24 protein-coding genes are annotated in these 25121 nt (G+C 53.0%); 5 read left to right on the forward strand and 19 right to left on the reverse strand.

The genetic code is table 11. The features are described 5' to 3' along the window. The first annotated feature begins 6 nt into the window (after nt 1-6). From ACQ0MK_RS17140 to eutC, 4 genes are all read left to right on the forward strand, one after another. Nucleotides 7-1347 carry a TRAP transporter large permease gene (locus ACQ0MK_RS17140; RefSeq protein ID WP_430473643.1) on the forward strand — a complete coding sequence of 447 codons (1341 nt, stop codon included), beginning with the start codon at nt 7-9 and terminating at the stop codon, nt 1345-1347. Between the two features lie 32 nt (nt 1348-1379). Further along, entirely contained in the window at nt 1380-2354 is a 975-nt protein-coding gene (locus tag ACQ0MK_RS17145; protein ID WP_430473644.1) for a TRAP transporter substrate-binding protein, read from the forward strand. A 168-nt stretch (nt 2355-2522) separates the two neighbouring features. Further along, the gene (locus tag ACQ0MK_RS17150; protein WP_430473645.1) at nt 2523-3914 is read left to right on the forward strand and encodes an ethanolamine ammonia-lyase subunit EutB; all 1392 of its coding nucleotides are present in this window, start codon (nt 2523-2525) and stop codon (nt 3912-3914) included. Continuing rightward, on the forward strand, nt 3914-4687 hold the full coding sequence (eutC, locus tag ACQ0MK_RS17155) for an ethanolamine ammonia-lyase subunit EutC (protein ID WP_430473646.1): 774 nt from the start codon (nt 3914-3916) through the stop codon (nt 4685-4687). Before ACQ0MK_RS17150 ends, eutC begins: the two co-directional genes overlap by 1 nt. Nucleotides 4688-4743: 56 nt before the next feature. Here the strand turns inward: eutC and ACQ0MK_RS17160 are convergent, their stop codons facing one another. The 12 genes from ACQ0MK_RS17160 to rimP form a co-directional block, all read right to left on the reverse strand. Then, on the reverse strand, nt 4744-5028 hold the full coding sequence (locus ACQ0MK_RS17160) for a YciI family protein (RefSeq protein ID WP_350160713.1): 285 nt from the start codon (nt 5026-5028) through the stop codon (nt 4744-4746). A gap of 101 nt (nt 5029-5129) precedes the next feature. Then, on the reverse strand, nt 5130-5558 hold the full coding sequence (locus ACQ0MK_RS17165; RefSeq protein WP_430473647.1) for a rubrerythrin family protein: 429 nt from the start codon (nt 5556-5558) through the stop codon (nt 5130-5132). Nucleotides 5559-5771: 213 nt separating this feature from the next. Further along, a complete protein-coding gene (gene irrA / locus ACQ0MK_RS17170; protein ID WP_350040509.1) occupies nt 5772-6212 on the reverse strand; it encodes an iron response transcriptional regulator IrrA in 441 nt (146 codons plus the stop codon). Between the two features lie 191 nt (nt 6213-6403). Further along, a complete protein-coding gene (locus ACQ0MK_RS17175; RefSeq protein ID WP_350040579.1) occupies nt 6404-7798 on the reverse strand; it encodes an NAD(P)H-dependent flavin oxidoreductase in 1395 nt (464 codons plus the stop codon). Between the two features lie 99 nt (nt 7799-7897). Next, complete coding sequence (pnp, locus tag ACQ0MK_RS17180; protein WP_350160711.1) at nt 7898-10021, reverse strand: polyribonucleotide nucleotidyltransferase; 2124 nt, start codon at nt 10019-10021, stop codon at nt 7898-7900. Between the two features lie 209 nt (nt 10022-10230). Beyond that, the gene (rpsO, locus tag ACQ0MK_RS17185) at nt 10231-10500 is read right to left on the reverse strand and encodes a 30S ribosomal protein S15 (protein ID WP_350040970.1); all 270 of its coding nucleotides are present in this window, start codon (nt 10498-10500) and stop codon (nt 10231-10233) included. A 17-nt stretch (nt 10501-10517) separates the two neighbouring features. Further along, nucleotides 10518-11444 (reverse strand): tRNA pseudouridine(55) synthase TruB, encoded by a 927-nt coding sequence (gene truB, locus ACQ0MK_RS17190; RefSeq protein WP_430473648.1) that lies wholly within the window; start codon nt 11442-11444, stop codon nt 10518-10520. Next, a complete protein-coding gene (gene rbfA / locus ACQ0MK_RS17195; protein ID WP_350040972.1) occupies nt 11444-11863 on the reverse strand; it encodes a 30S ribosome-binding factor RbfA in 420 nt (139 codons plus the stop codon). The genes truB and rbfA overlap by 1 nt, the downstream gene beginning before the upstream one ends. A 17-nt stretch (nt 11864-11880) precedes the next feature. Next, entirely contained in the window at nt 11881-14550 is a 2670-nt protein-coding gene (gene infB / locus ACQ0MK_RS17200) for a translation initiation factor IF-2 (protein ID WP_430473649.1), read from the reverse strand. A gap of 80 nt (nt 14551-14630) precedes the next feature. Beyond that, a complete protein-coding gene (locus tag ACQ0MK_RS17205; RefSeq protein ID WP_350040974.1) occupies nt 14631-15221 on the reverse strand; it encodes an RNA-binding protein in 591 nt (196 codons plus the stop codon). An 18-nt stretch (nt 15222-15239) separates the two neighbouring features. Then, nucleotides 15240-16808 (reverse strand): transcription termination factor NusA, encoded by a 1569-nt coding sequence (nusA, locus tag ACQ0MK_RS17210; protein ID WP_350040975.1) that lies wholly within the window; start codon nt 16806-16808, stop codon nt 15240-15242. 9 nt (nt 16809-16817) lie between these two features. Then, entirely contained in the window at nt 16818-17318 is a 501-nt protein-coding gene (gene rimP, locus ACQ0MK_RS17215; protein ID WP_350040976.1) for a ribosome maturation factor RimP, read from the reverse strand. Between the two features lie 18 nt (nt 17319-17336). Between rimP and ACQ0MK_RS17220 the strand changes: the two genes are divergently transcribed. After that, nucleotides 17337-17636, forward strand: coding sequence for a hypothetical protein (locus ACQ0MK_RS17220; protein WP_430473650.1), 300 nt, complete (start codon nt 17337-17339; stop codon nt 17634-17636). 232 nt (nt 17637-17868) lie between these two features. On the opposite strand, the gene trmB is transcribed toward ACQ0MK_RS17220, so the two are convergent. From trmB to ACQ0MK_RS17255, 7 genes are all read right to left on the reverse strand, one after another. Beyond that, nucleotides 17869-18588: a tRNA (guanine(46)-N(7))-methyltransferase TrmB gene (trmB, locus tag ACQ0MK_RS17225; protein ID WP_430473651.1), complete on the reverse strand. Its 720-nt coding sequence runs from the start codon at nt 18586-18588 to the stop codon at nt 17869-17871. 169 nt (nt 18589-18757) lie between these two features. Continuing rightward, the gene (gene metK / locus ACQ0MK_RS17230) at nt 18758-19930 is read right to left on the reverse strand and encodes a methionine adenosyltransferase (protein ID WP_430473652.1); all 1173 of its coding nucleotides are present in this window, start codon (nt 19928-19930) and stop codon (nt 18758-18760) included. 306 nt (nt 19931-20236) lie between these two features. Beyond that, a complete protein-coding gene (locus ACQ0MK_RS17235) occupies nt 20237-20731 on the reverse strand; it encodes a helix-turn-helix domain-containing protein (protein ID WP_430473653.1) in 495 nt (164 codons plus the stop codon). An 85-nt stretch (nt 20732-20816) separates the two neighbouring features. Further along, complete coding sequence (gene lnt / locus ACQ0MK_RS17240; RefSeq protein ID WP_430473654.1) at nt 20817-22394, reverse strand: apolipoprotein N-acyltransferase; 1578 nt, start codon at nt 22392-22394, stop codon at nt 20817-20819. After that, a complete protein-coding gene (locus ACQ0MK_RS17245; RefSeq protein ID WP_430476040.1) occupies nt 22387-23337 on the reverse strand; it encodes a hemolysin family protein in 951 nt (316 codons plus the stop codon). The genes lnt and ACQ0MK_RS17245 overlap by 8 nt, the downstream gene beginning before the upstream one ends. 94 nt (nt 23338-23431) lie before the next feature. Further along, a complete protein-coding gene (gene ybeY, locus ACQ0MK_RS17250) occupies nt 23432-24022 on the reverse strand; it encodes an rRNA maturation RNase YbeY (protein WP_350045135.1) in 591 nt (196 codons plus the stop codon). Further along, complete coding sequence (locus ACQ0MK_RS17255; RefSeq protein ID WP_430476041.1) at nt 24006-25064, reverse strand: PhoH family protein; 1059 nt, start codon at nt 25062-25064, stop codon at nt 24006-24008. Before ACQ0MK_RS17255 ends, ybeY begins: the two co-directional genes overlap by 17 nt. Between the last annotated feature and the right edge of the window lie 57 nt (nt 25065-25121).

The raw sequence follows: 25121 nt of genomic DNA on the forward strand, positions 1-25121 counted from the left end.
GGTCTAATGGATCCGCTATCAACAGCACTAATCATCCTAGCCGCCATCCTTGTGGTGCTGGCATCAGGTATCTGGATTTACGTCGGACTGATATTGGTCGCGACATTCTCGCTCATGGTTCTTGGCGACATGCCAATCGACCGGATCATGAACATATATGGCTCCATTGTCTTGCGCAGTTCGGGATCATGGGAACTTGCCGCCATTCCGCTATTTGTCTGGTTAGGTGAGTTAATCCTCAAGACGGATATTTCCATCCGTATTTTTCGCGGGCTGGGACCATTTGTGCGCATGCTTCCAGGCGGCTTGATCCATTCCAATGTCTTCGGCTGTACAATCTTTTCAGCAATTTGCGGATCAAGTGCCGCCACCACGGCAACTGTTGGCAAGATTACAATCACCGAACTCGGCAAAAAGAACTATCGCCGCAGCCTTGTTCTGGGCTCCCTCGCTGGATCAGGCAGCCTCGGTCTTTTGATCCCGCCATCGATTGTTATGATTGTTTATGGCGTGCTCGCAGAAGTCCCGATTGACCGCTTGTTTGCTGCGGGTGTGCTTCCAGGCCTATTCATTGCCGGTGTTTTTTCCGCCTATGTCGGGATTAGCTGTCTTGTCTCGGGCGACCGGGAAAAGCCAGCACCAGGCAAAACGTTGCCCCCCCAAACCGAACCGGATGTTCCGGACGGGTACGGCTTTTTTGACAGCCTGCGCGATCTGGCACCGATTATCGTTATCATCACGCTTGTACTTGGTTCGATCTATACCGGCATTGCGACCCCATCAGAAGCTGCAGGCATTGGCATGCTCTGTGTTTTGGCACTGACGGTAGTCACGCGTACTTTAACGTGGGAAGTTTTCCACAGTTCGTTGATGAGCACGCTTCATACCAGCATCATGATCTTTACCGTAGTGATTGCCGCGTCGCTTATTTCGACTGCACTTGGCTATCTTCATATCCCTTCTGATCTTGCTAACTTCATTGTTGATGCCGACATCTCGCCAGGTCAGTTCATCCTGCTGACATCTATTTTCTTCATCTTCCTAGGCATGATTCTCGATGGCGTTTCCATCATTGTCATGACTTTGCCGATCCTGTTTTCCATCGTCCAGAATCTCGGCATCGACCCGATCTGGTTTGGAATCTATCTCGTGATCATGGTCGAGGTTGGCCAAATCACGCCCCCTGTCGGTTTCAATTTGATGATCATACACGCCATTGATGGAGTACCGATTTCGCGCATGGCGCTGTACGCCTTGCCGTTCTGTTTCCTGATGTGCGCATCCGTCGCGGTGTTCTATTTCGCTCCGAACATTGTTCTTTACCTCCCGAATATTCTGTTTAACTAAGCAAAAAACGAGGCTTCAAAATGATCAGGTCAATGCTAGTTACTGCCACCGCCCTGGCATCACTCTGCCTGGGACAAATAGCAAATGCTGCTGAATTCGAATGGGACCAGTCCACGGAATATGGCCCAAACTCGGTCAATACAAAGACCGATGAGTTCTATGCCAAACGCCTTAGCGAGCTGTCTGATGGTCGCATCGAAATCACCATTCACTCGGGCGCATCGCTTGGTTTCCGCGAAAAGGATCATTTATTTGCCGTTGCGGATGGTGCATTGCCGATTGCCACGACCGTCAGCGGCACACTGGCGGGCGTTGATCCGATTTTTTTACTGAGCTCACTTCCTTTCACCGCCAAGAATTTTGACGATGCCCGCAAGCTGTGGGAAATTGCACGCCCTTACTATGAAGATGTCTTTGCACAATATGGTCAAAAACTGATCCATGCAGGCTGGATCGACCCGTCAGGCGTCTGGGCAAACAAAGAAATCGGTTCTGTTGAAGACCTTAAGAACCTACGTATTCGCACCTATGATGCGACTGGGACCCGTGTGTTAAACGCGCTTGCTGCTTCACCGCTTCAAATTTCATGGTCCGATGTTGTCCCGCAGTTGGCAACCGGTTCGATTGCTGCTGTTTTAACCGGTGTTGATGGCGGTGCTGCCGCAAATTTCTGGGACTATACTAACACCTTTACCCAGATCAATTATGCTATGCCCTTGACCTTCGTACACATGAATCTCGATACCTTTAACGCATTGCCCAACGACCTTCAAAAAGCAGTCATGCAGGCTGGCAAAGAAGCAACCGAATGGCGCACCGAACAAATCCGCAAGAATCAGGCCGCAAAATATAACGAGCTTCGCTCTCATGACATGGCCGTGTTTGAAAGCGTAGATACCTTGCTTGCCGCAAAACTGACAGAAGCAGCCCAGCCGATTGTTGATGACTGGAAAGTCAAAACCGGTGATCGGGCGGATGAGATTCTCAAAGCATTTCATGCTCACTAATTGATCACCCCGGGATTGCGATTAAATACTTTGCAATTCCGGGTTTTTCTGCTTCCATTGTTCCCCGAATAAAGCACATTCCATAGCGTCGGTATCAATACCTGTCGCAACCCGAAAAACATATGGAAACAAACTTGGTAATGTGTTGGACGCTTCAGGAGACAGAACGTGCAGACCGCCGCGCCATTTAGTTTCGAACATTTTACCTTTCCCGACCTTAAAACCCTGCTGGCAAAGGCAAGCCCGTTGCGATCTGGCGATGTGTTGGCAGGTCTTGCTGCCGGATCGGACGAAGAACGGGTGGCGGCGCGCTTTGTACTAGCCGATGTGCCGCTTAAGCGGTTTCTAAACGACGTCCTTGTCGCCTATGAGGATGACGATGTGACCCGCATGATCATTGATGATCATGATATGGATGCCTTTGCACCTGTCGCATCTTTGACCGTTGGTGATTTTCGCAATTGGCTTTTAAGTGACGACGCAACACCCGAGGTTCTTAAAAGCCTTGCCCCCGGTCTGACACCGGAAATGGTTGCTGCCGTTTCGAAACTCATGCGCAATCAGGACCTGATTTCTGTGGCAAAGAAATGCCATGTCGTCACCGCCTTTCGCAATACGATCGGGCTTCCCGGCCACCTTTCCGTCCGTTTGCAGCCCAACCATCCGACCGATGATCCCGCAGGTGTTGCCGCATCGATCCTTGATGGTCTGATGCATGGTAGTGGCGATGCGGTGATTGGCATCAATCCGGCGACCGACAGCCCCGAAGCCATGATCGATCTTTTGAAACTGATTGATGAAGTCCGCGAACGGATCGATATCCCGACTCAGTCTTGTGTGCTTTCGCACGTTACCACCGCCATTGACGTGATGGCGCGCAACGCCCCGATTGATCTGGTGTTTCAATCCATTGCCGGGACGCAAAAGGCCAATGAAAGCTTTGGCATCACCCAATCGATGCTGGCCGAGGCCGAAGACGCTGCCAAGGGGCTTAAGCGCGGCACAGTTGGCAACAATGTGATGTATTTTGAAACCGGGCAGGGGGCGGCATTATCGGCAGATGCCCACGAAGGGATTGATCAGCAAACAGTTGAAGCCCGTGCCTATGCCGTTGCACGAAAATATTCCCCGCTTCTGGTCAATACCGTGGTCGGCTTTATCGGCCCGGAATATCTGTTTGATGGCAAACAAATCACCCGGGCCGGTCTGGAAGACCATTTCTGTGGCAAGCTGCTTGGTGTACCGATGGGATGTGATGTTTGCTATACCAACCATGCCGAGGCCGATCAGGATGATATGGATAACCTTCTGACCCTTTTGGGGGTTGCCGGGTGTAATTTCGTCATCGGGGTGCCCGGTGCCGATGACATCATGCTGAATTATCAAAGTACCAGCTTCCATGATGCGATGTATCTGCGATCCGTACTTGGCCTTGAACCGGCACCCGAATTTGCCGCATGGCTGCGCAAGATGGATATCCTTGACCATAACGGCCGGACCCGTCCGCAACTTGACGGGCAGGCTGCCCAGAACCTTCTGGCATGGTCGGGGGCCGCGTGATGAGCAATTCGACAGTCAAGAAAACCCCAACTGGCCTTGATCCATGGAATGCGCTTCGTGTGCATACCGATGCGCGTATTGGCCTTGGCCGGGTCGGGGATGGATTGCCGACCGAACGGTTGCTTGAATTCCAGATGGCCCACGCACGCGCACGCGATTCCGTTCATATGCCGTTTAATGCCAATAGCATCCGGGCCAAACTTGGCGCGCTTGATTATCCCATTCTTGATGTCCATTCCGCAGCGCCGGATCGGGCGACCTATTTACAACGCCCCGACCTTGGCCGGTTGCTTGATGATGCGTCGTTCGACAGTTTGGCACAGCACAAGCAGGATTATGACGTTGCCTTCGTTCTAGCCGATGGTTTGTCCGCCCGTGCAACACAGGATCACGGTGCAGAAACCCTGTCCATGATCCTTGATCGATTGGGCGATAGCTGGTCGGTCGCCCCGGTCACACTGGCCACTCAGTCCCGCGTCGGGTTAGGCGATGAAATCGGATCTGCACTTGGAGCAAAGCTTACTGTCATGCTAATTGGCGAACGCCCCGGCTTATCAAGTGCCGATTCGCTTGGTGCCTATCTGACATGGGGACCGAAACGCGGCCGATCAAATGCGGATCGAAACTGTGTTTCAAATATCCGTCCTGCCGGACTTAACCCGAAAAAGGCGGCTGAAAAGATCGCCTATCTTATGATCGAAGCCCGCAAATTAGGACTTTCGGGTGTGGCGCTTAAAGATAATTCATCCAACACGCTTTTGATCGATGGATAAATAAAAGGGGGCGCAATCGTTTGCACCCCTTGGTTTTTTCGATCCGATCGATCTGTTTAACCCTGCAGCGCTTCAAGCCCGTCTGCGACCATCACCGGATCAAATTCGGTAATGGTGTAGTCTGCCAGATCATGTTGATGGAACGGATCATTGGTCAGTTCGGCTTCAAGGTCTTTGCGATTACCTTTGGCCAAAATCACCCCGCCATCGCGCGGAACTTTGCGCCCGGATGCAAGAAACATCCCCTTGGCATAGCCTGCTTTCAGCCAGCTGATATGACCTTCAATATGGGCATCAACCTGTTCAAGCGGTACTTTATAACTTAGCGAAACAACAAACATCTTTGGATCCGGGAATGGGTTAACTGGATGGTCTGTGGCCAAAAATTGACAGTTCCGGACCAAATGACAAATCACGTTTTAGCGATCCGAAAACCATTCGATCAGCTTGATTTTCCCGTCATCTGGGACAACAAACGGTCAATGCGATCCGCATGGGCGGCTTCAACGCGCGCCAGGCTTTCAAACCATGCGGCAACGTCTTCAAGTCCCTCTTCACGGGCAATGCGGGCCATATCCGGATAGCTTGCCTCGGCCTCATTCTTTTCCAGTGCGATCGCGGCTTCAAGGTTAAGCTTGGTCGTGCCAAGCGCCTTGCCGGTTACCGGGTCACCGACCGTTTCGAGAAATTCCAGATGGCCAAAGGCATGGCCCGTTTCGGCCTCGGCAGCGGTGCGAAACAGCTCGGCGGCCTCAACCTGGCCTTCGATATCTGCCTGTTGGGCAAAGTAAAGATAACGACGATTGGTTTGGGCTTCGGCGGCAAAAGCCGCGCGTAGATTTTGCTCGGTACGCGTTCCCTTAAGCGCCATGTGCGCTGTCCTTTATTATTGTTCGCACAGCATGTCTCGGTGCTGGCGAAAGACGTCAGAAAAAGGCCACAAAACCACAAGGTCCTGTCGCCTTCTTATGTGTCGTGAAATCCGCCGCCGTCAACCTAGGGAAGCGCAATTTGCACCATCCCAGCATCTGATTTCATCAGTCTGTTACGCTCCAACCCATTACTGGGTGGTCATAGCGGATCTTTAAGCTGCATCCTTCGCTGCGCATTTGCGACGCAGACGAAAGACAAGATCAACCGATGCCAATTCAGTCCCGTTGGGGATGTTGGGAATACCTGCAATCTGGACGGTTTCAGCAGGAATATCGGAAAGCATCCCGTCTTCTTCGCAATAAAAATGATAGTGCGGCACGGTGTTGGTATCGAAATACGACCGACCGGAATCAATCACGATTTCATTGAGCAACCGAGCATCCGTGAACTGATGCAACGTGTTGTAGACTGTGGCCAAAGAGACCTTGATATTATTGGTCATGGCTTGGGAATGAAGCTGTTCGGCAGTGATGTGACGATGACCGTCTTCAAACAGCAACCGCGCCAATGCCAGACGTTGGCGTGTCGGGCGCAAACCGGCTTCTTTAAGCCGGTTGAGCGCGTTGGTATATGGACGCGACGTGTATCCCATAAGCTTGCCCTTCAATTCCAACAGGGCCAAACATCTGTGCCCCTTTAAATCTACGGTTAGATTAGACAAGACTTACAGGCCGTACTTTGATTTTAATCAACTCCAATCAGAAGAACGACAATTGTTCAAAACAGACAAAAAGGGCCGGTAAAAACCGACCCTTCTTTAAAATCTGTATGCCGCGTTTGGACTTAATCGCCGACCATGATGCGGTCGACAAGTTCCTTAACCGTCGGAATATTGCCATTGGCATAGAACGGGTCTTCGCCAAATTTATAAGCATTGTGGCCTGCAAACATCAGCTCGTTCTCAACTGCTGCACCGTGGGCAATGTTCTGAAGCGTTTTCTGAATACAGAAAGAACGCGGATCAGCACGCTTGCCGGTGGTTCCGCTATGCTGTTCCCAGTTAGAGAACTGGCACTGCGACAGGCACCCCATGCAATCGATCTGATCTTTTTTGACCGTCAATGCGCTTTCCGGGGTGACAAACACCATGGTGTCGTCCGGGGTCGGCATGCCTTCGGTATAACCGGCATCGATCCACGCACGCACCTTGTCGGCATCGTCTTCACGAACATAGATCGGACGACCACGACGGCCCAGCGGGATACCAACATGCAAATCGGCTTCTGCGGTACGCGAATAGCGGACCTGACGATCTGAACGCTGATGCAAATCCTCAAGGAATGCATTACGCACAGCCGAGCTATAGAAACCTGTCGGGCTGAATTTATGCAGCGATACGTCGCCATCCTGCAAGCTGGTCAGGCGCTGTTTCCATTCGTCGGAAATCTCGCTTTCCTTGGTCAGAAGCGGACGTGTACCGAACTGGAAGGCCACCGGGGCAACTTCCGGATTATCGATCCAGTCTTCAAAATCACGCAGGAACCAGACACCGCCAGCCATAATGATTGGCACATGATTAAGGCCGACCGAATTCATGTATGTACGCAGATCGCGGACACGCGGGAACGGATCTTCGGGCACCAACGGGTCTTCGGAATTCGACAGGCCATTATGGCCACCCGCACGCCATGGATCTTCATAGACCACACCACCCAGCCATTCCGGGGTCTTTTTATAAGACCGCAGCCACAATGCGCGGAAAGCACGGGCTGATGAAACGATTGGATAGTAGTGAACGCCATAATGCGCTGAAATCTGGGCAATTTTGTAAGGCATGCCTGCGCCACAGGTGACCCCGTGAATAAGGCCCTTGGCCCCTTCGAGAACGCCTTCAAGGATCGGTTCAGCACCGCCCATTTCCCACAATACGTTCATATGCAAACGGCCTTCGCCGTTCCGCATTTCATGTGCAATCTGAGCCTGTGCAATACCACCACGGATACCGTACGCAATCAGTTCCTGATGGCGGTCACCGCGGGTTTTCCCTGCATATTCGATCGGAACCATGTTGCCATTCTCGTCATACGAGTCGGCATTCACAGCGGAAAAAGTCCCGATACCGCCGGCAGCAGCCCATGCGCCGGAGCTTTTGCCCGTCGATACAGCAACGCCTTTGCCACCTTCAATAACTGGCAAGACTTCTTTACCCGACATGACGAGCGGATTAAGGGCTTTCAAGTTCGTCTCTCCCATTCGGCAATTAGCCAGCGATACCTATGCACCGCTCAGTCTGCCGGACGACGTCGTGTTTTTATCGTCGTCCGGCATCCCGTTTGCTTATTCGGCGCTGCCTTCTTCGAGATCAGCACCGGTTTCCTGGTCGACACGTTTCATCGACAGTTTAATTTTGCCACGATCATCGAAACCGATGACTTTGACTTTTACTGCGTCGCCTTCTTTCACGATATCCGAAACCTGTTTGACACGCTCAGGTGCCAGTTCGGAGATGTGAACAAGACCGTCGCGGGCGCCGAAGAAGTTTACGAACGCACCGAAATCAACTGCCTTAACGACCTTACCATCATAGATATGATTCAATTCAGGTTCCGCAACGATGGATTTGATCCAATCCACAGCCTGCTTGCCTTTTGCACCATCGGTATGTGCGACAGTGATCGAACCATCGTCTTCGATGTCGACTTTTGCGCCGGTTTCTTCGCAGATCTCGCGAATGACCTTACCGCCCGAACCGATGACATCACGAATTTTGTCTTTCGGGATCGAGAACTGGGTAATGGTCGGAGCATTGCCCGAAACTTCACCACGTGCTTCCGGAAGCGCTTTGGACATTTCGCCAAGGATGTGCAGACGGCCGTCACGTGCCTGTTTCAATGCAATCTGCATGATCTCTGCGGTCACCGAGGTGATCTTGATGTCCATCTGAAGCGAGGTGATACCATTTTCGGTACCAGCAACTTTGAAGTCCATGTCACCAAGGTGATCTTCATCACCCATGATGTCCGAAAGAACGGCAAAGTCGTCTGCTTCTTTGATCAGGCCCATTGCGATACCCGCAACCGGACGTACCAGCGGAACACCTGCATCCATCATGGCAAGCGAACTTGCGCAAACGGTCGCCATCGAAGAAGAACCGTTAGATTCGGTTACTTCCGACACGATACGGGTGGTGTACGGGAAGGCATCTTTGGTCGGCATCAACGGATGCAGGGCACGCCATGCAAGTTTACCGTGACCGATTTCACGACGTCCCGGTGACCCCATACGGCCAGCTTCACCAACCGAGTAAGGAGGGAAGTTGTAATGCAGCATGAAGCTTTCACGGTATTCACCGTCAAGCGCGTCAACGATCTGCTCATCCTGACCGGTACCAAGGGTAACAACAGCCAGTGCTTGAGTTTCACCACGGGTGAAGATCGAAGAACCGTGCGAACGCGGCAGAACCGAAACTTCGCCAAGGATCGGGCGAACGTCTGCGCCGGTACGACCGTCAATACGGGTGCCGGTTTTCAGGATCGCGCCACGAACGATGTCTTTTTCCAGATCTTTAATGATCGAGGAAACTTTGCCTTTAAGCCCATCAGGAACATCATCGCCGAGTTTCTCGACGATTTCTGATTTGGCAGCAGAAACAGCAGCTGAACGCTCCTGTTTGACAACGTTGGCATATGCCTTGGTCAGAACGTCGGTACCAAGACCGGCAACTTTTGCGACCAGCGCATCATAGCCTTCTGGCAATTCAGCAATAGCACGTGGCTCTTTGGCTGCATCTTCTGCCAGATCAATGATCAGGTCGAGAACGCCCTGGAACTGCTCATGGCCGAATTTAACAGCAGCAAGCATGATGTCTTCTGACAGCTCGGATGCCTCGGATTCAACCATCATCACGCCATCGCGGGTACCCGCAACAACAAGATCAAGATCGCCTTCCTTGATTGCTTCCGGGGTCGGGTTCAGAAGGAATTCACCATCTTTGTACCCAACGCGCGCAGCACCAATCGGGCCAAGGAACGGAAGACCGGAAATGGTCAGAGCCGCCGAGGTACCAATCATGGCAACCACGTCCGGATCGTTTTCCATGTCATGCGACAGAACGGTACAAACGATCTGGGTGTCATTGCGATAAAGCGGGTGGAACAACGGGCGGATCGGACGGTCAATCAGACGCGAAACAAGGGTTTCTTTTTCTGACGGACGGCCTTCACGCTTGAAGAAACCACCCGGGATTTTGCCAGCGGCAAATGCTTTTTCCTGATAATTAACGGTCAGCGGGAAAAAGTCGACATCCGGGCGCGGCTGCTTGGCGCCAACAGCGGTACAAAGAACAACGGTTTCACCAAGAGTGACCTTAACCGCACCATCGGCCTGACGGGCAATTTTACCGGTTTCAAGGGTCAGTTTGGCATTGCCCCACTGCATTTCCTTACGGACGACATTAAACATTATTTTCTCTTCCTCTTACAAACCTCTGGCGGACCCGAGATACTACACGAGTTCCGAACACATTAATTATGAGGCTTTCATAACAGCTTCATAATTAATGGGTCCGGCGCAAGCATTGGGTCGGCCCATCCGACCCTGCTTCTCGTGTTCCGAGCCACCGAAACAATAAAAAAACGACGGCGGAGGTCACCCCCCGCCGCAGTTTGAAATCAGCGGCGAATACCGAGGCGTTCAATGACGCTCTCGTAACGCGACTGGTCTTTGCGCTGCAGATACTTCAACAGGCGGCGACGCTGACCAACCATCATAAGAAGACCACGACGGCTATGAAAGTCGTGCTTGTGTTCTTTCATGTGCTCGGTGAGGTTCTTGATCCGTTCGGTCAGGATTGAAACCTGTACTTCGGGGGAACCGGTGTCACCATCTTTCTGAGCGTATTCTTTGATCAACTCAGCTTTGCGTTCAGCAGTAATCGACATCAGGCATCCTTTCGCCTTTAGAGATTAAAAACACGTACAGGCCGGATCTCGCCACCATTAATCTCCGCCAACGCTATAGCGCGGTCGTGGAGCATGGCACAGACGATTTCGTCCTGCACGACGGGTGTTTCAAGGGCATTGCGCTTTGCCACTGCCAACAGTCCAACGGACTGGCCAGAGGAAAGGCGTTGCGCCTCGACTTCGGTCAGGGCCAGCGCCGGGATGTCGTCCAGCGCGGTCTCAACCGGAAGCAGTTTCTTCATCACCTCTTCGGGGTCCATCTCAAGCAAATCTTGCAAGCGGATGGCGTTTACCTCCGAAAATGGCCCCGCCGAAGTTCGGCGAAGCGCGGCGATATAGCCAACAGTGCCAAGGCGCAGCGCAATATCGCGCGCCAAAGATCGCATATATGCCCCTTTGCCCGATACAACATCGAACACGGCATGGTCACGATCTGGCATGTCGACCAGTCGAAGATCTTTGATCAGAATCGGACGTGGTTTTAACACCACCTCTTCATCGCGGCGCGCAAGATCATAGGCGCGTTTACCATTGACCTTAATTGCCGAAAACTTTGGCGGCACCTGCTGAATTTCACCAATGAATTCATTCAGCACGGCCTTAATTTCGCCTGCGCTCGGACGATGCTCAGAGGTTTCGATAATCTCGCCTTCTGCATCATCCGTGCTGCGTGCTTCGCCGAATTTCAGCGTCACACGATAACTTTTGCTGCCATCCATGACATAGGCAACCGTTTTGGTTGCTTCGCCAAAGGCAATTGGCAGTACACCAGAGGCCAGCGGATCAAGTGTCCCGCCATGTCCGGCTTTGTTGGCATCCAGCAGACGACGCACCTGATTGACCACCGTCGATGACGTGATCTCCAGAGGCTTGTCGACCGCCAGCCAGCCATGAATGCTTATACCGCGACGGCGACGCGCCATCAGTCGTCCTCATTTCCGGTTTTGTCCGTTTCGCCGTCCACAAGGTCCTGTGCAACGTGCGGATCACGTAACAAGGAGCCCAGATGATCGGCGACGTCAAAACTTTTGTCTTCGACAAATCGCAATGCCGGCACATATTTCATGTGAACCGTATGGGCCACATGGTTGCGCAGGTGTCCTTTCTGACGCGTCAAGGCCTTAAGCGACGTCTCGGCCTCACCACCCCCAAGCGGAGTGAAGGATACCATAGCATTGCGCATATCCGGAGAAAGACTGACACCCGTAATGGTTACCGGGCGGCGCGTCAGTTCCGGGTCGTAAATGTCTCCACGCTCCAACGCCCGCGACAGCGCCTGGCGGATTTCTTCCGCCACTCGGAGCTGTCGCTGACTAGGTGCTTTGGCTGGTTGCTTCGCCATTTCAGATCCTCACCGCCTTACAGTTCGACGGCGATTTCCTCGTTCTCGAAGCACTCAATCATATCGCCGACCTGAAGGTCGTTGTATTTGGCGAACGACATACCACATTCGTAACCTTCGCGGACGTCTTTAACTTCGTCCTTGAAGCGACGCAGGGTCGAGAGTTCGCCCGAGTGAATAACCACGTTGTCGCGCAGCAGTCGGACACCGGCACCGCGCTTGACGGTCCCTTCGGTAACCATACAACCGGCGATTTTGTTGCCAGAGATGGTGAACAGATCGCGGACTTCTGCGTAGCCAAGGAATTTCTCGCGAACTTCCGGCGACAGCATGCCCGACAGCATCTTTTTGATGTCATCAGCTACATCATAGATAATCGAGTAGTAGCGAATATCAACGTTGTCGCGGCGGGACTGTTCACGGGCCTGCTGGTTTGCACGCACGTTAAAGCCAATGATCAGTGCATTGGATGCACGGGCCAGCGTCACGTCAGATTCGTTGATACCACCAACACCACTATGCAGAACACGTACCGAAACTTCTTCGTTTCCAAGCTTCTGCAAGGTCCCGATAAGAGCTTCGACCGACCCCTGCACGTCACCTTTGATGACGATCGGAAGTTCTTTAACTTCGCCGCTCTGAGCAAACATGTTCTCAAGCGCGGATTTTTTCATCGCAGCAGCCTGAGTTTCACGAATGCGGCGCTGACGGAAGTCAGCAACTTCACGGGCTTTGGCTTCGGTTTCGACAACGACGAAGTCATCACCTGCAGACGGAACACCGTTCAGGCCGGTAACTTCGACCGGTACACCCGGAATAGCATCGACAACACGGTTGCCATGGTCATCGACCAAAGCACGAACACGACCCCATTCTGCACCCGTGACAAAGATATCACCGGTTTTCAAGGTTCCGCGCTGAACCAGAACGGTCGCAACCGGACCGCGGCCTTTTTCCATGCGGGCTTCAACAACCACACCATCGGCAACACGCTGCGGGTTGGCTTTAAGGTCAAGAACCTCAGCCTGCAGCAAGATTGCTTCTTCAAGTTCGGTTAGGCCGGTACGCTGTTTGGCAGAAACCTCAACAGCCTGGACGTCACCGCCCATTTCTTCGACCACGACTTCATGCTGAAGCAGCTGGGTTTTAACCCGGGTTACGTCCGCACCCGGCTTATCGATTTTGTTGATCGCAACGATCATCGGCACACCAGCTGCCTTGGCATGGCTGATGGCTTCAATCGTTTGGGGCATGACCGAGTCATCGGCTGCAACAACCAGGATCACGATATCGGTAACTTTCGCACCGCGCGAACGCATTTCGGTAAATGCGGCGTGGCCGGGTGTATCGATGAAGGTGATCTTTGCACCGGTTGCCATGGTGACCTGATAGGCACCGATATGCTGGGTGATACCACCGGCTTCGCCACCGGCAACATCCGTTGCACGCAAGGCATCAAGCAGGGATGTTTTACCATGGTCAACGTGGCCCATGACGGTCACGACTGGCGGACGGGCAATCAGCTGCTCGTCATTGTCGTCTGCAGTTACCAGTGCTTCTTCAACATCGGCATCCGAAACGCGGCGCATGTTATGGCCGAATTCTTCGACAACAAGCTGTGCGGTATCAGGATCAAGGCTTTGGTTGATGGTCGCCATAACGCCCATGCTCATCAAAGATTTGATCACGTCAGCTGCACGTTCCGCCATACGGTTGGCCAGTTCCTGAACGGTAATTACGTCAGGAATAATGACATCACGTACGATTTTTTCTTTTGGCTTCTGCGGACCCTGTGCACGGGCCTTTGCTTTTGCCTGCTGGCGCTTGATTGATGCCATCGAACGACGACGGCCACCTTCATCACCACTCATTGCATTATTGATCGAAAGCTTGCCGCGACGGCGACCATCGTTGGTCTTGGCACGTGCGGCACCATTTGCTTCCTCTTCGGCGCGCTTACGCGCAGCAAGACGCGCTGTTTCTTCGTCGATTTCCTTACGGCTTTTTGCTTTCGCATCAGCCGGTGCTGTACGACGACGTTCTTCCGGGACCAGCGGTTCGGCTGGTTCACCCTGAATGACGTTCTCGACAGCTTTCGGTTTGGAAACCGGTTTTGGCTTGGACGGTTTGCCCTTTGCCGTCGAAGCAGCGAGCTTTTTCTCGACTTCTTCAACCGACATGGATTCAGAATCATCCTTGGCCGGTGCTTCGTCCTGCTTGGCAGCTTCAGCAACTTTGGCTTCTTCTGCTTTGCGGGCGTCTTCTTCGACTTTGCGTGCAGCGTCTTCGCGGGCACGGATTTCAGCAGCTGCTTCGTCCTGCTTGCGGCGCTCTTCAGCAGCCTTCAAAGCAGCCATACGTGCAGCGCGTTCCCCGTCAGTCAGGTTGCCATGATCTTCAACAACCGGACGCGGTTTCGGCTTCGGCTTTTCAACCGGCTCCGGCTTTACTTCCGGTGCTGGTGCTTCTACCGCTGCCTGCTCAGCAACGAGATCCTTTTTCACTTCACGGAAGCGACCGGATTCGTTTTTTTCGAATGTACGCTTCTTACGCACTTCGACGGTCACAGATTTTGACCGTCCATGCGAGAAGTTTTGGCGAACCTGCCCTGCCTCGACCGTCTTGCTCAATTCAAGTTTCGATCTGTTGAGGCTCAGCGGTTTCTTCTCCTGATCGCGATCACTCATAATCCGTCCAACTTCCTCATTTCCTGCGGGATCAAGCCTATATGCCGATCCTGTCCTGTCCGTCCGGCGCATGTCTGATCTCAGACTGCGCGAAATCCTTCAAGCCGCGTCAAGGAACGACCCAGCCGCGTGGCCAGACCTCCTGGCGCAACGGCCACATGTACTGCTTTTTCGCGACCAAAAGCCGCGCCGAGTTCAGCAGCATCCAGAACGGAATAAATCGGCAGATACCGGGCCTTGGCCTCGATCTTGGATTTTCCGTCTGCAGCACCATCGCGTGCTGCCAATATCATTGCCGCGCCCTCAGTTATTTGGGCCCGGACTTTTTCGAAACCGGCAACGGCTTGACCGGCACGTCGCGCAAGCGACAGCAGATCAAGACATTTCTGCGTTAGCAGCTGCTCGATCCGGTCAGCAAGCGCGGGGTCGATCACGACTTTTTGCCGTGCCGCCCGGGCAAAGGTATTCTTTGCACAGGCGGTATTTACCACATCCCGCGACGGGCACAACCATAATCCCCGCCCCGGTAGCCGTTCTTCAAGATCGGGAACAACCGAACCATCCGGTCCGATTACAACCCTAAGAAGATCTTCCTTGTTCCGGACCTCGCCGGTGACAATGCACCGGCGCTCCGGAACTTCGGCTACCTTGTCGCCTTTACGGTGCGACATGGTGTCCTCCGATCGGCCTTAAGCCTCTTCGCCTTCAACCGCTTCTTCAGCTGTTTCTTCGGTCTCTTCTTCAAGACCTTCGAACCAGCCAAGCTTGCGACGGGCTGCCATAATCAGGTCGTTGGCCTGATCCATGGTCATGTTGTCGGCATCACCGACATATTCGATCAGCTCGTCACTTGCCAGATCGGCGAAGTCTTCAAGGTTTTTAACCTCGTTCTCGCCAAGGCGAACAACGACACCCAACGACAGGCCGTTAAATTCGACCAGATCATCAGCAACCTTAAGTTCTTCACGACGCGTCTGAAGACGTTCGGCTTCTTCCGACAGGAAGTTACGTGCACGGGTGCGCAGCTCTTCGGCGATTTCTTCTTCGAAACCTTCGATTTCAGCCAGTTCCGCCAGCGGCACATAACCGACTTCCTCGATCGAGGTAAAGCCTTCGGCGACCAGAAGATGTGCAACAACTTCGTCAACATCAAGGGCGGTAATGAACATTTCCGCGCGCTTGCGTGATTCTTCCTGACGACGTTCGCTTTCGTCTTCTTCGGTTAGAATGTCGATATCCCAACCGGTCAGCTGGGATGCCAAACGGACATTCTGGCCACGACGGCCAATGGCCAGGCTCAGCTGATCGTCTGGAACAACAACTTCGATACGGTTGGTTTCTTCATCAATCACAACCTTGGTGACTTCGGCCGGAGCCAATGCGTTCACAACAAAGGTTGCCGGGTCTTCCGACCACTGGATGATGTCGATTTTCTCGCCCTGAAGTTCGGCAACAACGGCCTGTACGCGTGAACCACGCATACCGACGCAGGCACCGACCGGGTCAATCGAGGTATCCGAAGACAGAACCGAGATTTTGGCGCGCGAACCCGGATCACGGGCAACCGATTTGATCTCGATAATGCCGTCGTAAATTTCCGGAACTTCCTGGGCAAACAGTTTTGCCATGAAAGTCGGATGGGTACGCGACAGGAAGATCTGCGGGCCACGCTGTTCACGACGGACATCAAGGATAAACGCACGAACGCGATCCCCCTGACGCACGGTTTCGCGCGGGATCAGTTCTTCACGGCGCAGAATGGCTTCTGCACGGCCGATATCAACCAGAACATTGCCGAACTCGACACGTTTGACGACGCCATTGATGACTTCATCTGCACGGTCTTTATATTCTTCGAACTGACGTTCACGCTCTGCGTCGCGAACCTTCTGAACGATGACCTGTTTGGCGGTCTGGGCAGCAATACGCCCAAAGTCAATCGGCGGCAGCGGATCAATCAGGAATTCACCAAGATTGATGTTTTCGTTGCGAATACGCGCCTGTTCGAGTGACATCTGGGTAAAATCGTTTTCGATTTCATCCGTAACTTCGACAAAACGTGCGAGTTTGATCTCACCGGTTTTACGATCGATGTGGGCACGAATATCATGCTCATGACCATATCTGGAACGGCCAGCCTTCTGGATGGCCTGTTCCATCGCGCCAAGAACCTCGTCACGATCAATGCCCTTTTCACGGGCAACGGCATCAGCGACCTGCAAAAGTTCCGGCCGCGGCATTCCCGAAGTGGCTTCCATATCCAACCTCTATTCTGCGTTGTCGTCAGCGCGGCGTTCACCGGTGACGTGCGCGATCAATTCATCCGTCAGAACCAATTTCGACTTTGCGATATCGGCCAGCGGCAACAAGACACGTTCGCCATCAACAATCAGGGCGACCGCACTATCTTCAATCCCATCCAGCAAACCGCTGAAACGGCGACGACCATTAATAGCCATCACCAGTTCGACCTTTGCCTCGAAACCCTTCCACACATCGAAATGCGTGGCACGGGTTAGCGGGCGGTCGATCCCCGGGGAACTGACTTCAAGGTGATAAGCACCTGAAATCGGGTCCTCGACATCCATAAGGGCAGAAACCGTACGGCTGATTTCGGCGCATTCAGTAACGTTGATGCTGCCTTTCGCGCCCGGGCGATCTGCCATGATTTGCAGGATATTATGGTCCTGTCCCGTCATGGAAACACGGACCAGTTCAAAACCCAGCGCGTTGATCGACGGCTCGATAATTGCCGTGACTTTCGCCATCAAAGGGTCTCTTAACATTTGTCCAATCAGCTCAGCCATGTAGCGATGCCATACCCCAAAAAGCACAAAAGAGCGGGCGCAAGGCCCACTCTTTGTCAGAATTTACAAAAAGCTTGGCCGCTTTATACAGTCGGTTTGCGCAGAAATCAAGTCGGGATACAGGCGGACCAAGCCATTCAACCCAAGGATTCTGCACAAGACAGCAATCCTGATCACTTCACCTTGCCTTACGCGCCGAATCTCGGCGTGAATGCGCAAACCACATTCCCGATCCGGGATGTCGCCGCCATAGGCAAAGCGTTGGTTTTCTGGTGTTAATCCACCGACATCGGCAAACATCACCCGCCTCAAATGCAAAGGATTGCGACATTGCGCATCAATCGGCTGAATTCTTTACGAAACGATAAAGACGCACATAAACCGCGATTATAAGCCATGCCCTGATCGCACGGCTGCCCTGAACCATCCGTTTTGTGCGTCATCTTGCACAAAACGGCTCAATCACACCGACTCCCCGGCCCAAACCAGTCAAACCGGTTTGAGAAGGCAATCAAGCCTGACGCGGTTTGCGGCGGAAGCGGAGATAATTGCATTTCTTGCCCTGACCCAGCGCCTTTTGCTCATAGCGGGTTTTAACCCAGTCGGCAGGCTGCAAACGCCAGTCATCGGGCCTTTCGGCCAGCCATTCGAAATCAGGATGGTTGTGCATATGCTGCAAGGTCCAGGAGATATATTGCATATCATCACTGGCCACCCGGAACTCGGCCCCGTCTTTTAGAATACGGGCAAGCAAGGCAAGATTCTTGGGCCCGATAAAGCGCCGTTCTGAATGGCGTTTTTTCGGCCAAGGATCGGGAAACAACAGAAACGCGCGATCAAAACAGGCATCAACCATCTTATAGAGCAACGGACGCGAGTCATCTGCGACCACCCGGACGTTAGTCAGATTGCGTTCATTGAGGTGACGCATCAGACTGCCGACACCATCCATGAACGGTTCTGCACCAATTATTCCAATATTTGGATTGGCTTCGGCCTGACCCGCAAGATGTTCTCCACCACCAAAGCCAATCTCAAGCCACACCTGATCAGGTTTGCCATCGAAATAGCTGTTGGGATCGACACCTTCAACATCCGGATAGCTGATCCCGATGCTTGGCATCATGGCATCTACCAGCGCCTTCCTCGAATCTTTCAGCGGCCGGCTGCCGCGGCGGCCATAAAAGTTCGGACGATCAGGTGTTGGAATCGGGCGGTCTTTATTGCGCATGGTCGTATCAGCCGGTCAGAGTCGGGACAAATCGGTCATTGCAGCATCGCCAACGAGATGGCCATACCGACAAAATCAAAGCGGGCGGCCCAATTTTCTGGGCCGCCCGCCTCATATCACGTCATGCGACTTTGGCAAATCGCACTTTTGCAATGCAGCTGCCTTATGATCAGGCGCCGAATGCGGATTTCAGTTCGCCAACAAGATCGGCACGTTCCCAAGAGAACTGACCGTCTTCCTGCGGCTGACGGCCAAAGTGACCATAAGCCGAGGACGGAACATAAATCGGACGGCACAGCGAAAGATGTTCACGGATGCCACGTGGGCTGAGATCCATCAACTGACGCAAAACGCCGCCAAGTTTCACTTCATCAACATTACCCGTGCCGTGATTGTTGACATAGAGTGCCAACGGCTTGGACACGCCAATCGCATACGCCACCTGAATCGTGCAACGTTCTGCAAGACCGGCTGCAACCACGTTTTTCGCAAGATAACGCGCAGCATAAGCAGCCGAACGGTCAACCTTCGTCGGGTCTTTACCAGAGAATGCGCCACCACCGTGCGGTGCAGCACCACCATAGGTATCAACAATAATCTTACGGCCGGTCAGACCAGCATCCCCATCGGGACCACCAATAACGAAACGTCCGGTCGGGTTGATGTAAATCTCATCAGCCGACGGCAACCAGCCTTCTGGCAGGGCCGCTTCGATGTAAGGCAGAACCAGTGCACGTACATCATCCTGACTCATGCCATCAGCATGCTGGGTCGAAACCACAACCGACGTCGCGCCAACCGGCTTACCGTCGACATAGCGCAGGGTTACCTGGCTTTTGGCATCCGGACCGAACTGGGCAGATTTGCCCGAATGACGGTCTTCAGCCATTGCGCGCAAAATACGGTGCGAAAACTGAATTGGGGCAGGCATCAATTCATCGGTTTCGTTACAAGCGTAACCAAACATAATACCCTGATCGCCAGCACCGAGGTCTTTTTCGCCAGCAGAATCAACGCCCTGCGCGATATCGGCAGACTGTTCATGCACATGGCATTCGATTTCGGCGGTCTTCCAGTGGAAGCCTTCCTGCTCGTAGCCAATTGCGCGGATGGCTTCACGTGCCTTTTCGATCATGACCTCTTTGGTCACGCTTTCAGGGCCACGTACTTCACCGGCAAGAACCACACGGTTGGTGGTCGCAAGCGTTTCAACAGCAACGCGCGAATCTTCATCCGCAGCAAGGAATGCATCAACGATGGAATCGGAAATGCGGTCACAGACTTTGTCCGGATGACCTTCCGAGACGGATTCACTGGTAAAAAGATATTCGGAAAGAGACATTAAGACCTTCTCCGGTAATGGGTTTCCAAAACTGGACCGGAGGGCTCCCGATACATTCTAATGTATCGATAGCGCCCACTTAGCCTTTTTTTGTGTGGTGGCAAGCGGTCCAAATCCGTCCACATGATGCAGCTATGTTTCAAACTGCATGTCGCTTTTGCCTGATCACAATTTGAAGGTCAAGCATCATCGTCGCAAATTCGTAACCGACTAATTGCATAGCTAGGCGGCCATGTTGCGCCAAAAGAAAAGACGCATTTCGTAACCTACGAAATGCGTCTTTGATTAACCTGCTGCACGGGAAATTTATTTCTGATCAGAATCAGTTGCTTGCAAAGCACCCATTGACTTGACCAGTTCAAAAATTTTCTTGCGCTGATTGGGATCGGTTATCCGGTAATAGGCGCGCACCAGTTCAAGCGTTTCGCGTCTATTCATCGGATCATTGTCAAACGGATCCGGGCTTTCGGACATTTCGCGGCGTTCATGGACCGATTTCGACGAAATTTCGTCAGGCATATCGTCAAAGAAGAACGATACCGGCACTTCAAGAACACGCGATAAATCATAAAGACGCGATGCACCAACACGGTTGGCACCACGTTCATATTTCTGGACTTGCTGGAACGTCAGGCCAATTGCCTCACCCAGTTTTTCCTGGCTCAGGCCAAGCAGGGTTCGGCGAAGGCGCACACGCGCACCAACATGTATATCGACAGGATTTGGTTTACCACTTGCAGTCCGGCCACGGCCACGACCACGTGTGTTTTTCACCATCGTGCTTTCATCCTTGGGCGACATAAAGTTGTTCCTTCTCTCACTCCGACCTACCCGTCCTTATTGAGATGGGACAATCTCTGGACGGTTTGGTGCGTTTCACAGCCGTCTAGAGGGATTTTGACACCCGGTTATATCCCATAACGAGAACGGCGAAGAAGGTAACAATACCGTAAAATAGAATATCCCGCCACAAATAATATACTGTAGTATGGTTTTTATCACTCAAAAGGGGGTGAACCATTACCCCCCTTGTTCTTAAGGGCAGGTCGGCCAGTTTACGCCCATACGGATCAAAGAAAACCGACACACCGGTATAGGCCGCCCTTACCAATGGCAGCCCTTCTTCGACCGCGCGAAAACGCGCTGCTGCCATATGCTGATATGGGCCCGCACTGTCACCAAACCAACCATCATTGGTCACATTCAACAGCCAATCGGGTCGATTTTCATCATCCGCTACGTTTCCGGGGAAAATGATTTCATAACAAATCAGCGGCGAAAAGCTGGGCATCCCGTTGACCGAAAGGGTCTGTGGCCCTGGACCGGCTGAAAAATCTGTCCCGCCGGCTGTCAATTTTGGCAGGGGTAGAATGGATCGGAACGGCACATATTCGCCGAACGGCACCAGATGGAATTTGTCAAAACTCGCGACAATCTCGCCACTGGCATCGATCACCTGAATGGCGTTCCACACCTTGTATTCATCCGTATCACGGGGATAGGTTCTGGGTGCGCCAGTAATCAGGATATCGTCTGGTCCCAACGTCTCTGCCATCTGCATTCGGGCCGTCGTTTGGGTTTCAACGAAAAAGGTCGCTGCCGTTTCTGGCCAGATGACAATACGTTTTTGGGACGGGCTCATGCCCTCAGGGCGTTGCGACATTTCAATAAGCTTGGTGAAATGCTGGTTTTGCAGTTCCGGGCGCCATTTGTCACGTTGCGCGATATTGGGCTGAACAACCTGAACCACCGGCACGTCCGGGGACAGCTCTGAAAGTGCAACGTCTGACCCAACCGGACCAACAAGTGACAACCGCAAGGCCCCGCCACCCCAAAGCATCGCCGCAATCAAAACACCGGAAAAGGCGACAATTCGCCCCCCTTTTCCCGAAATCATCGCCGCAGGCAGGGTCGCAAACAATGCCGTGACGAATGACAATCCATAGACCCCGACAATGGATGCAAATTGCATCGGGGCTGGATCAATTGCCCAGATATGACCCAACAGGTTCCATGGAAACCCGGTCAGGATATGACCACGCAAATATTCAGAAACCGCCCAAAACACAGCAAGCAACACGGCGCGCCGCACCAGACCATCTGTCAAACGCCAGCTTGCCCAAACGGCCAACATTGGAAAAATCGCAAGTCCGCCGCCAAGCCCAAGCAAGGCAAACGGGATCATCCAGCCGTAAATTTCCGGCTGAACCAAAAAGGCATGACTGATCCAGTAAAACCCTGCGGCAAAATGTCCGGTGCCAAACCACCACCCTGCCGACAACGCACCCTTGTTGCACCGGACACCTTCAAGGCTCCAAAGCAGGATCGCAAAGCAGACCGGTAAAACGGGGATCAAAAAGAAAGGCGGCAGCGCCAACACCGCAACCGCCCCGGCGATCAACCAGACAAAACGCCTGCGCCAGCCAGAAAGACCGGCCAGACGCGTCGCCACCGTCTTAATCATCCAATTTTTCCTGAATTGCCTGAATACTATGTTCATCCGCCGGGGTGAGCGTGTCCTGACGCACCATATGAATGCGCAATCTGCGAATTCGGCGCGGATCAGCATCAAGCACTTCAAACTGGATACCACTTGGATGATCAATCAGCTCGCCGCGGGCCGGAACCCGTCCGGCAAGCGAGAAGACAAGCCCGCCAAGCGTGTCGATATCTTCGTCTTCATCTTCGTCAAGCAAGCCAAAGGACAGCTTTTCTTCAAGGTCTTCGACCTCATAGCGCGCATCGGCAATGTAACATCCATCTGAAAGACGGATCAGTTTGGGCGTTTGATCAATGTCGTGTTCGTCATCAATCTCACCAACGATTTCCTCGACCAGATCTTCAATCGTGATCAGACCATCAATGCCGCCAAACTCATCAACGACAAGCGCCATATGCGTGCGTGACAACCGCATTTCCGACAAAAGGTCCAAAACACGGATCGCCGGGGAGACAAACAAGACCCGGCGCAACAGCGCCTGCAGACTAAATTCCCGTCCCGCTGCAACACAACCCAACACATCCTTGATGTGAACCATGCCGGCAATATCATCAAGCGTATCGCCATAGACCGGCAGACGTGAATGCGCCTTCTTGACCATCACCTCGACCAGTTCTTCAAGTTCGATGGTTTTGGCAACCGCCACGATATCGGCACGCGGGATCATGACGTCTTCTGCCGTCATGTCGCGAAGGGCAATGATGTTTTCAAAAAGGGACCGTTCGTGGAGCGAAACCGGCTCGTCGTCTTCTTCGGTCCGCTCGGCGAGTTCTTCAAGCGTATCGCTCAGCGATGCTTCGCCATTGCGGGACTTGCCACGCTTGAACCCCAGTGCCGAGGCCATATTACCCCATAAGGAGCCTGTTTCGGCGTCCTGATTTGTATCCTCGCCAGTGCGAGGGCGCATACTGTCGTGGTCGTCGTCGCGTTGACTGGTATCGTTCATGGGTCGGGTTCGACATCCTTTAATTCAAACGAACGCTGTATCTAGACCGGCCTATCTAAACCGGCTCATCTTCAATCGGGGCATAGGGATCATCAATCCCGAGGCCTGCAAGAATTTGTCGTTCAAGTTCTTCCATCTCTTCGGCTTCATCATCAACCATATGATCGTAACCGACAAGATGTAGCGTGCCATGAACGGCAAGATGAACAAGATGATTTTTCAAAGACTTGTTCTGCTCGATCGCTTCGCGGGCACATGTTTCACGCGCAATGACAATATCACCAAGCATCAAAGGCATATCAGGTGCCATCATGAAGGCATCGGCATCATCCGCGCTTTCAAGGGCGGCAAAGGACAACACATTGGTTGGTTTATCCTTATCGCGGTAATCCCGGTTCAGGATCTGCACCGATGCGTCATCAGAAAGACGCACGCCCACTTCAACCACCGGGGCAACAGATAAAAGCGACGCACCGTCGCCTTCATCAGCCGTGCCATCGGTTGGAACGGCATTTTCATCCCAAAGCGCACCGTCGGCCAGCGCCCCATCAAGGGCGGCAATCACGGCCGCTTCTATCGCGTCAATCTCGGCCTTTTGCCAAGCACCGGCTTCGACATCCAGATCAAGATCAAGCGGTGCCGTCATTGTCCGCATCCTTGTTGGCATCGTCCTTTTTGCCGCGATAGCCTTTTTTCAGCCGTTCGCGCAATTCGTCCGCCGCGTCATAGGCCTGAACGATCTTGGTCACCAAATGGTGACGGACAATATCGCGCTGATCGAACTTGATCGTCGCAACACCTTTGACGTCACCAATGGTTTCAAGTGCATCGCGCAAACCCGACTTTGTCCCGTCGGGCAAATCGACCTGCGTCATATCACCGGTAATCACCATCCGCGATCCTTCGCCCAGACGGGTCAGAAACATCTTCATCTGCATCGGCGTGGTGTTTTGGGCTTCATCAAGGATGACAAAAGCATGTGCAAGCGTTCGTCCGCGCATGAAAGCAAGCGGGGCGACTTCAATCTCGCCACTTTCCATGCGCTTGATCACGACATCGCCCGGAAGCGTGTCATGCAAAGCGTCATAAAGCGGACGAAGATACGGATCGACCTTGTCTTTCAAATCACCGGGCAAGAAACCAAGCCGCTCGCCAGCTTCAACCGCCGGACGCGACAGGATAATGCGATCCACCTGGCCAAGGATAAAGGCCTGAACGGCCATGGCGACCGCCAAATAGGTCTTACCCGTACCAGCCGGACCAATGCCAAAGATCAGCTCGTTATCAAGGATCGCCTCGACATAATCTTTTTGGCGTTTGGAGCGCGGCGAAATCCGGCGTTTTTTGGTCTGAATGGTCAGTCGTGATCCGCCAAACATATCTTTGGTCTGGCCGTTCCATGGATCTTCATCATCGGGCTCGGACAAACGGATCGCGCCATCGACGGTTTCACCATCAATCAGATCAATTTCCTTTTCCCGCAGACGCGCATAAAGCTGTGCCAGAACCTTTTTGGCTTGGGCAACTTTTTGGGCGTCACCGGTTAAGGTCACAACCAAGCCACGGCTTGAAACCTGCACCCCGGTTCCTTCAGAAAGGCGGGTCAGGTTCTCGGCCTGTGGTCCATAAAGGATTTGCGCAAGCGCATTATCTGAAAACTCAATTTTATCTTGGTCTTTGGTCGCAATCTTTTTCGGTGTGGGCTTTTTGGTCGCGACTTTTGGTTTGGTGGTTTTCGCAGAAGT

It is taken from the genome of Thalassospira lucentensis, from assembly GCF_050516545.1.
Classification (GTDB): domain Bacteria; phylum Pseudomonadota; class Alphaproteobacteria; order Rhodospirillales; family Thalassospiraceae; genus Thalassospira; species Thalassospira lucentensis_C.

Coding starts and splice junctions, on each gene's coding strand:
- ACQ0MK_RS17140 (WP_430473643.1), top strand. CDS start 7: ATGGATCCGCTATCAACAGCACTAATCATCCTAGCCGCCATCCTTGTG.
- ACQ0MK_RS17145 (WP_430473644.1), top strand. CDS start 1,380: ATGCTAGTTACTGCCACCGCCCTGGCATCACTCTGCCTGGGACAAATA.
- eutC (WP_430473646.1), top strand. CDS start 3,914: ATGAGCAATTCGACAGTCAAGAAAACCCCAACTGGCCTTGATCCATGG.
- ACQ0MK_RS17160 (WP_350160713.1), bottom strand. CDS start 5,028: ATGTTTGTTGTTTCGCTAAGTTATAAAGTACCGCTTGAACAGGTTGAT.
- ACQ0MK_RS17165 (WP_430473647.1), bottom strand. CDS start 5,558: ATGGCGCTTAAGGGAACGCGTACCGAGCAAAATCTACGCGCGGCTTTT.
- irrA (WP_350040509.1), bottom strand. CDS start 6,212: ATGGGATACACGTCGCGTCCATATACCAACGCGCTCAACCGGCTTAAA.
- pnp (WP_350160711.1), bottom strand. CDS start 10,021: ATGTTTAATGTCGTCCGTAAGGAAATGCAGTGGGGCAATGCCAAACTG.
- rpsO (WP_350040970.1), bottom strand. CDS start 10,500: ATGTCGATTACTGCTGAACGCAAAGCTGAGTTGATCAAAGAATACGCT.
- truB (WP_430473648.1), bottom strand. CDS start 11,444: ATGGCGCGTCGCCGTCGCGGTATAAGCATTCATGGCTGGCTGGCGGTC.
- rbfA (WP_350040972.1), bottom strand. CDS start 11,863: ATGGCGAAGCAACCAGCCAAAGCACCTAGTCAGCGACAGCTCCGAGTG.
- infB (WP_430473649.1), bottom strand. CDS start 14,550: ATGAGTGATCGCGATCAGGAGAAGAAACCGCTGAGCCTCAACAGATCG.
- ACQ0MK_RS17205 (WP_350040974.1), bottom strand. CDS start 15,221: ATGTCGCACCGTAAAGGCGACAAGGTAGCCGAAGTTCCGGAGCGCCGG.
- nusA (WP_350040975.1), bottom strand. CDS start 16,808: ATGGAAGCCACTTCGGGAATGCCGCGGCCGGAACTTTTGCAGGTCGCT.
- rimP (WP_350040976.1), bottom strand. CDS start 17,318: ATGGCGAAAGTCACGGCAATTATCGAGCCGTCGATCAACGCGCTGGGT.
- trmB (WP_430473651.1), bottom strand. CDS start 18,588: ATGCGCAATAAAGACCGCCCGATTCCAACACCTGATCGTCCGAACTTT.
- metK (WP_430473652.1), bottom strand. CDS start 19,930: ATGTCTCTTTCCGAATATCTTTTTACCAGTGAATCCGTCTCGGAAGGT.
- ACQ0MK_RS17235 (WP_430473653.1), bottom strand. CDS start 20,731: ATGTCGCCCAAGGATGAAAGCACGATGGTGAAAAACACACGTGGTCGT.
- lnt (WP_430473654.1), bottom strand. CDS start 22,394: ATGATTAAGACGGTGGCGACGCGTCTGGCCGGTCTTTCTGGCTGGCGC.
- ACQ0MK_RS17245 (WP_430476040.1), bottom strand. CDS start 23,337: ATGCGCCCTCGCACTGGCGAGGATACAAATCAGGACGCCGAAACAGGC.
- ybeY (WP_350045135.1), bottom strand. CDS start 24,022: ATGACGGCACCGCTTGATCTTGATCTGGATGTCGAAGCCGGTGCTTGG.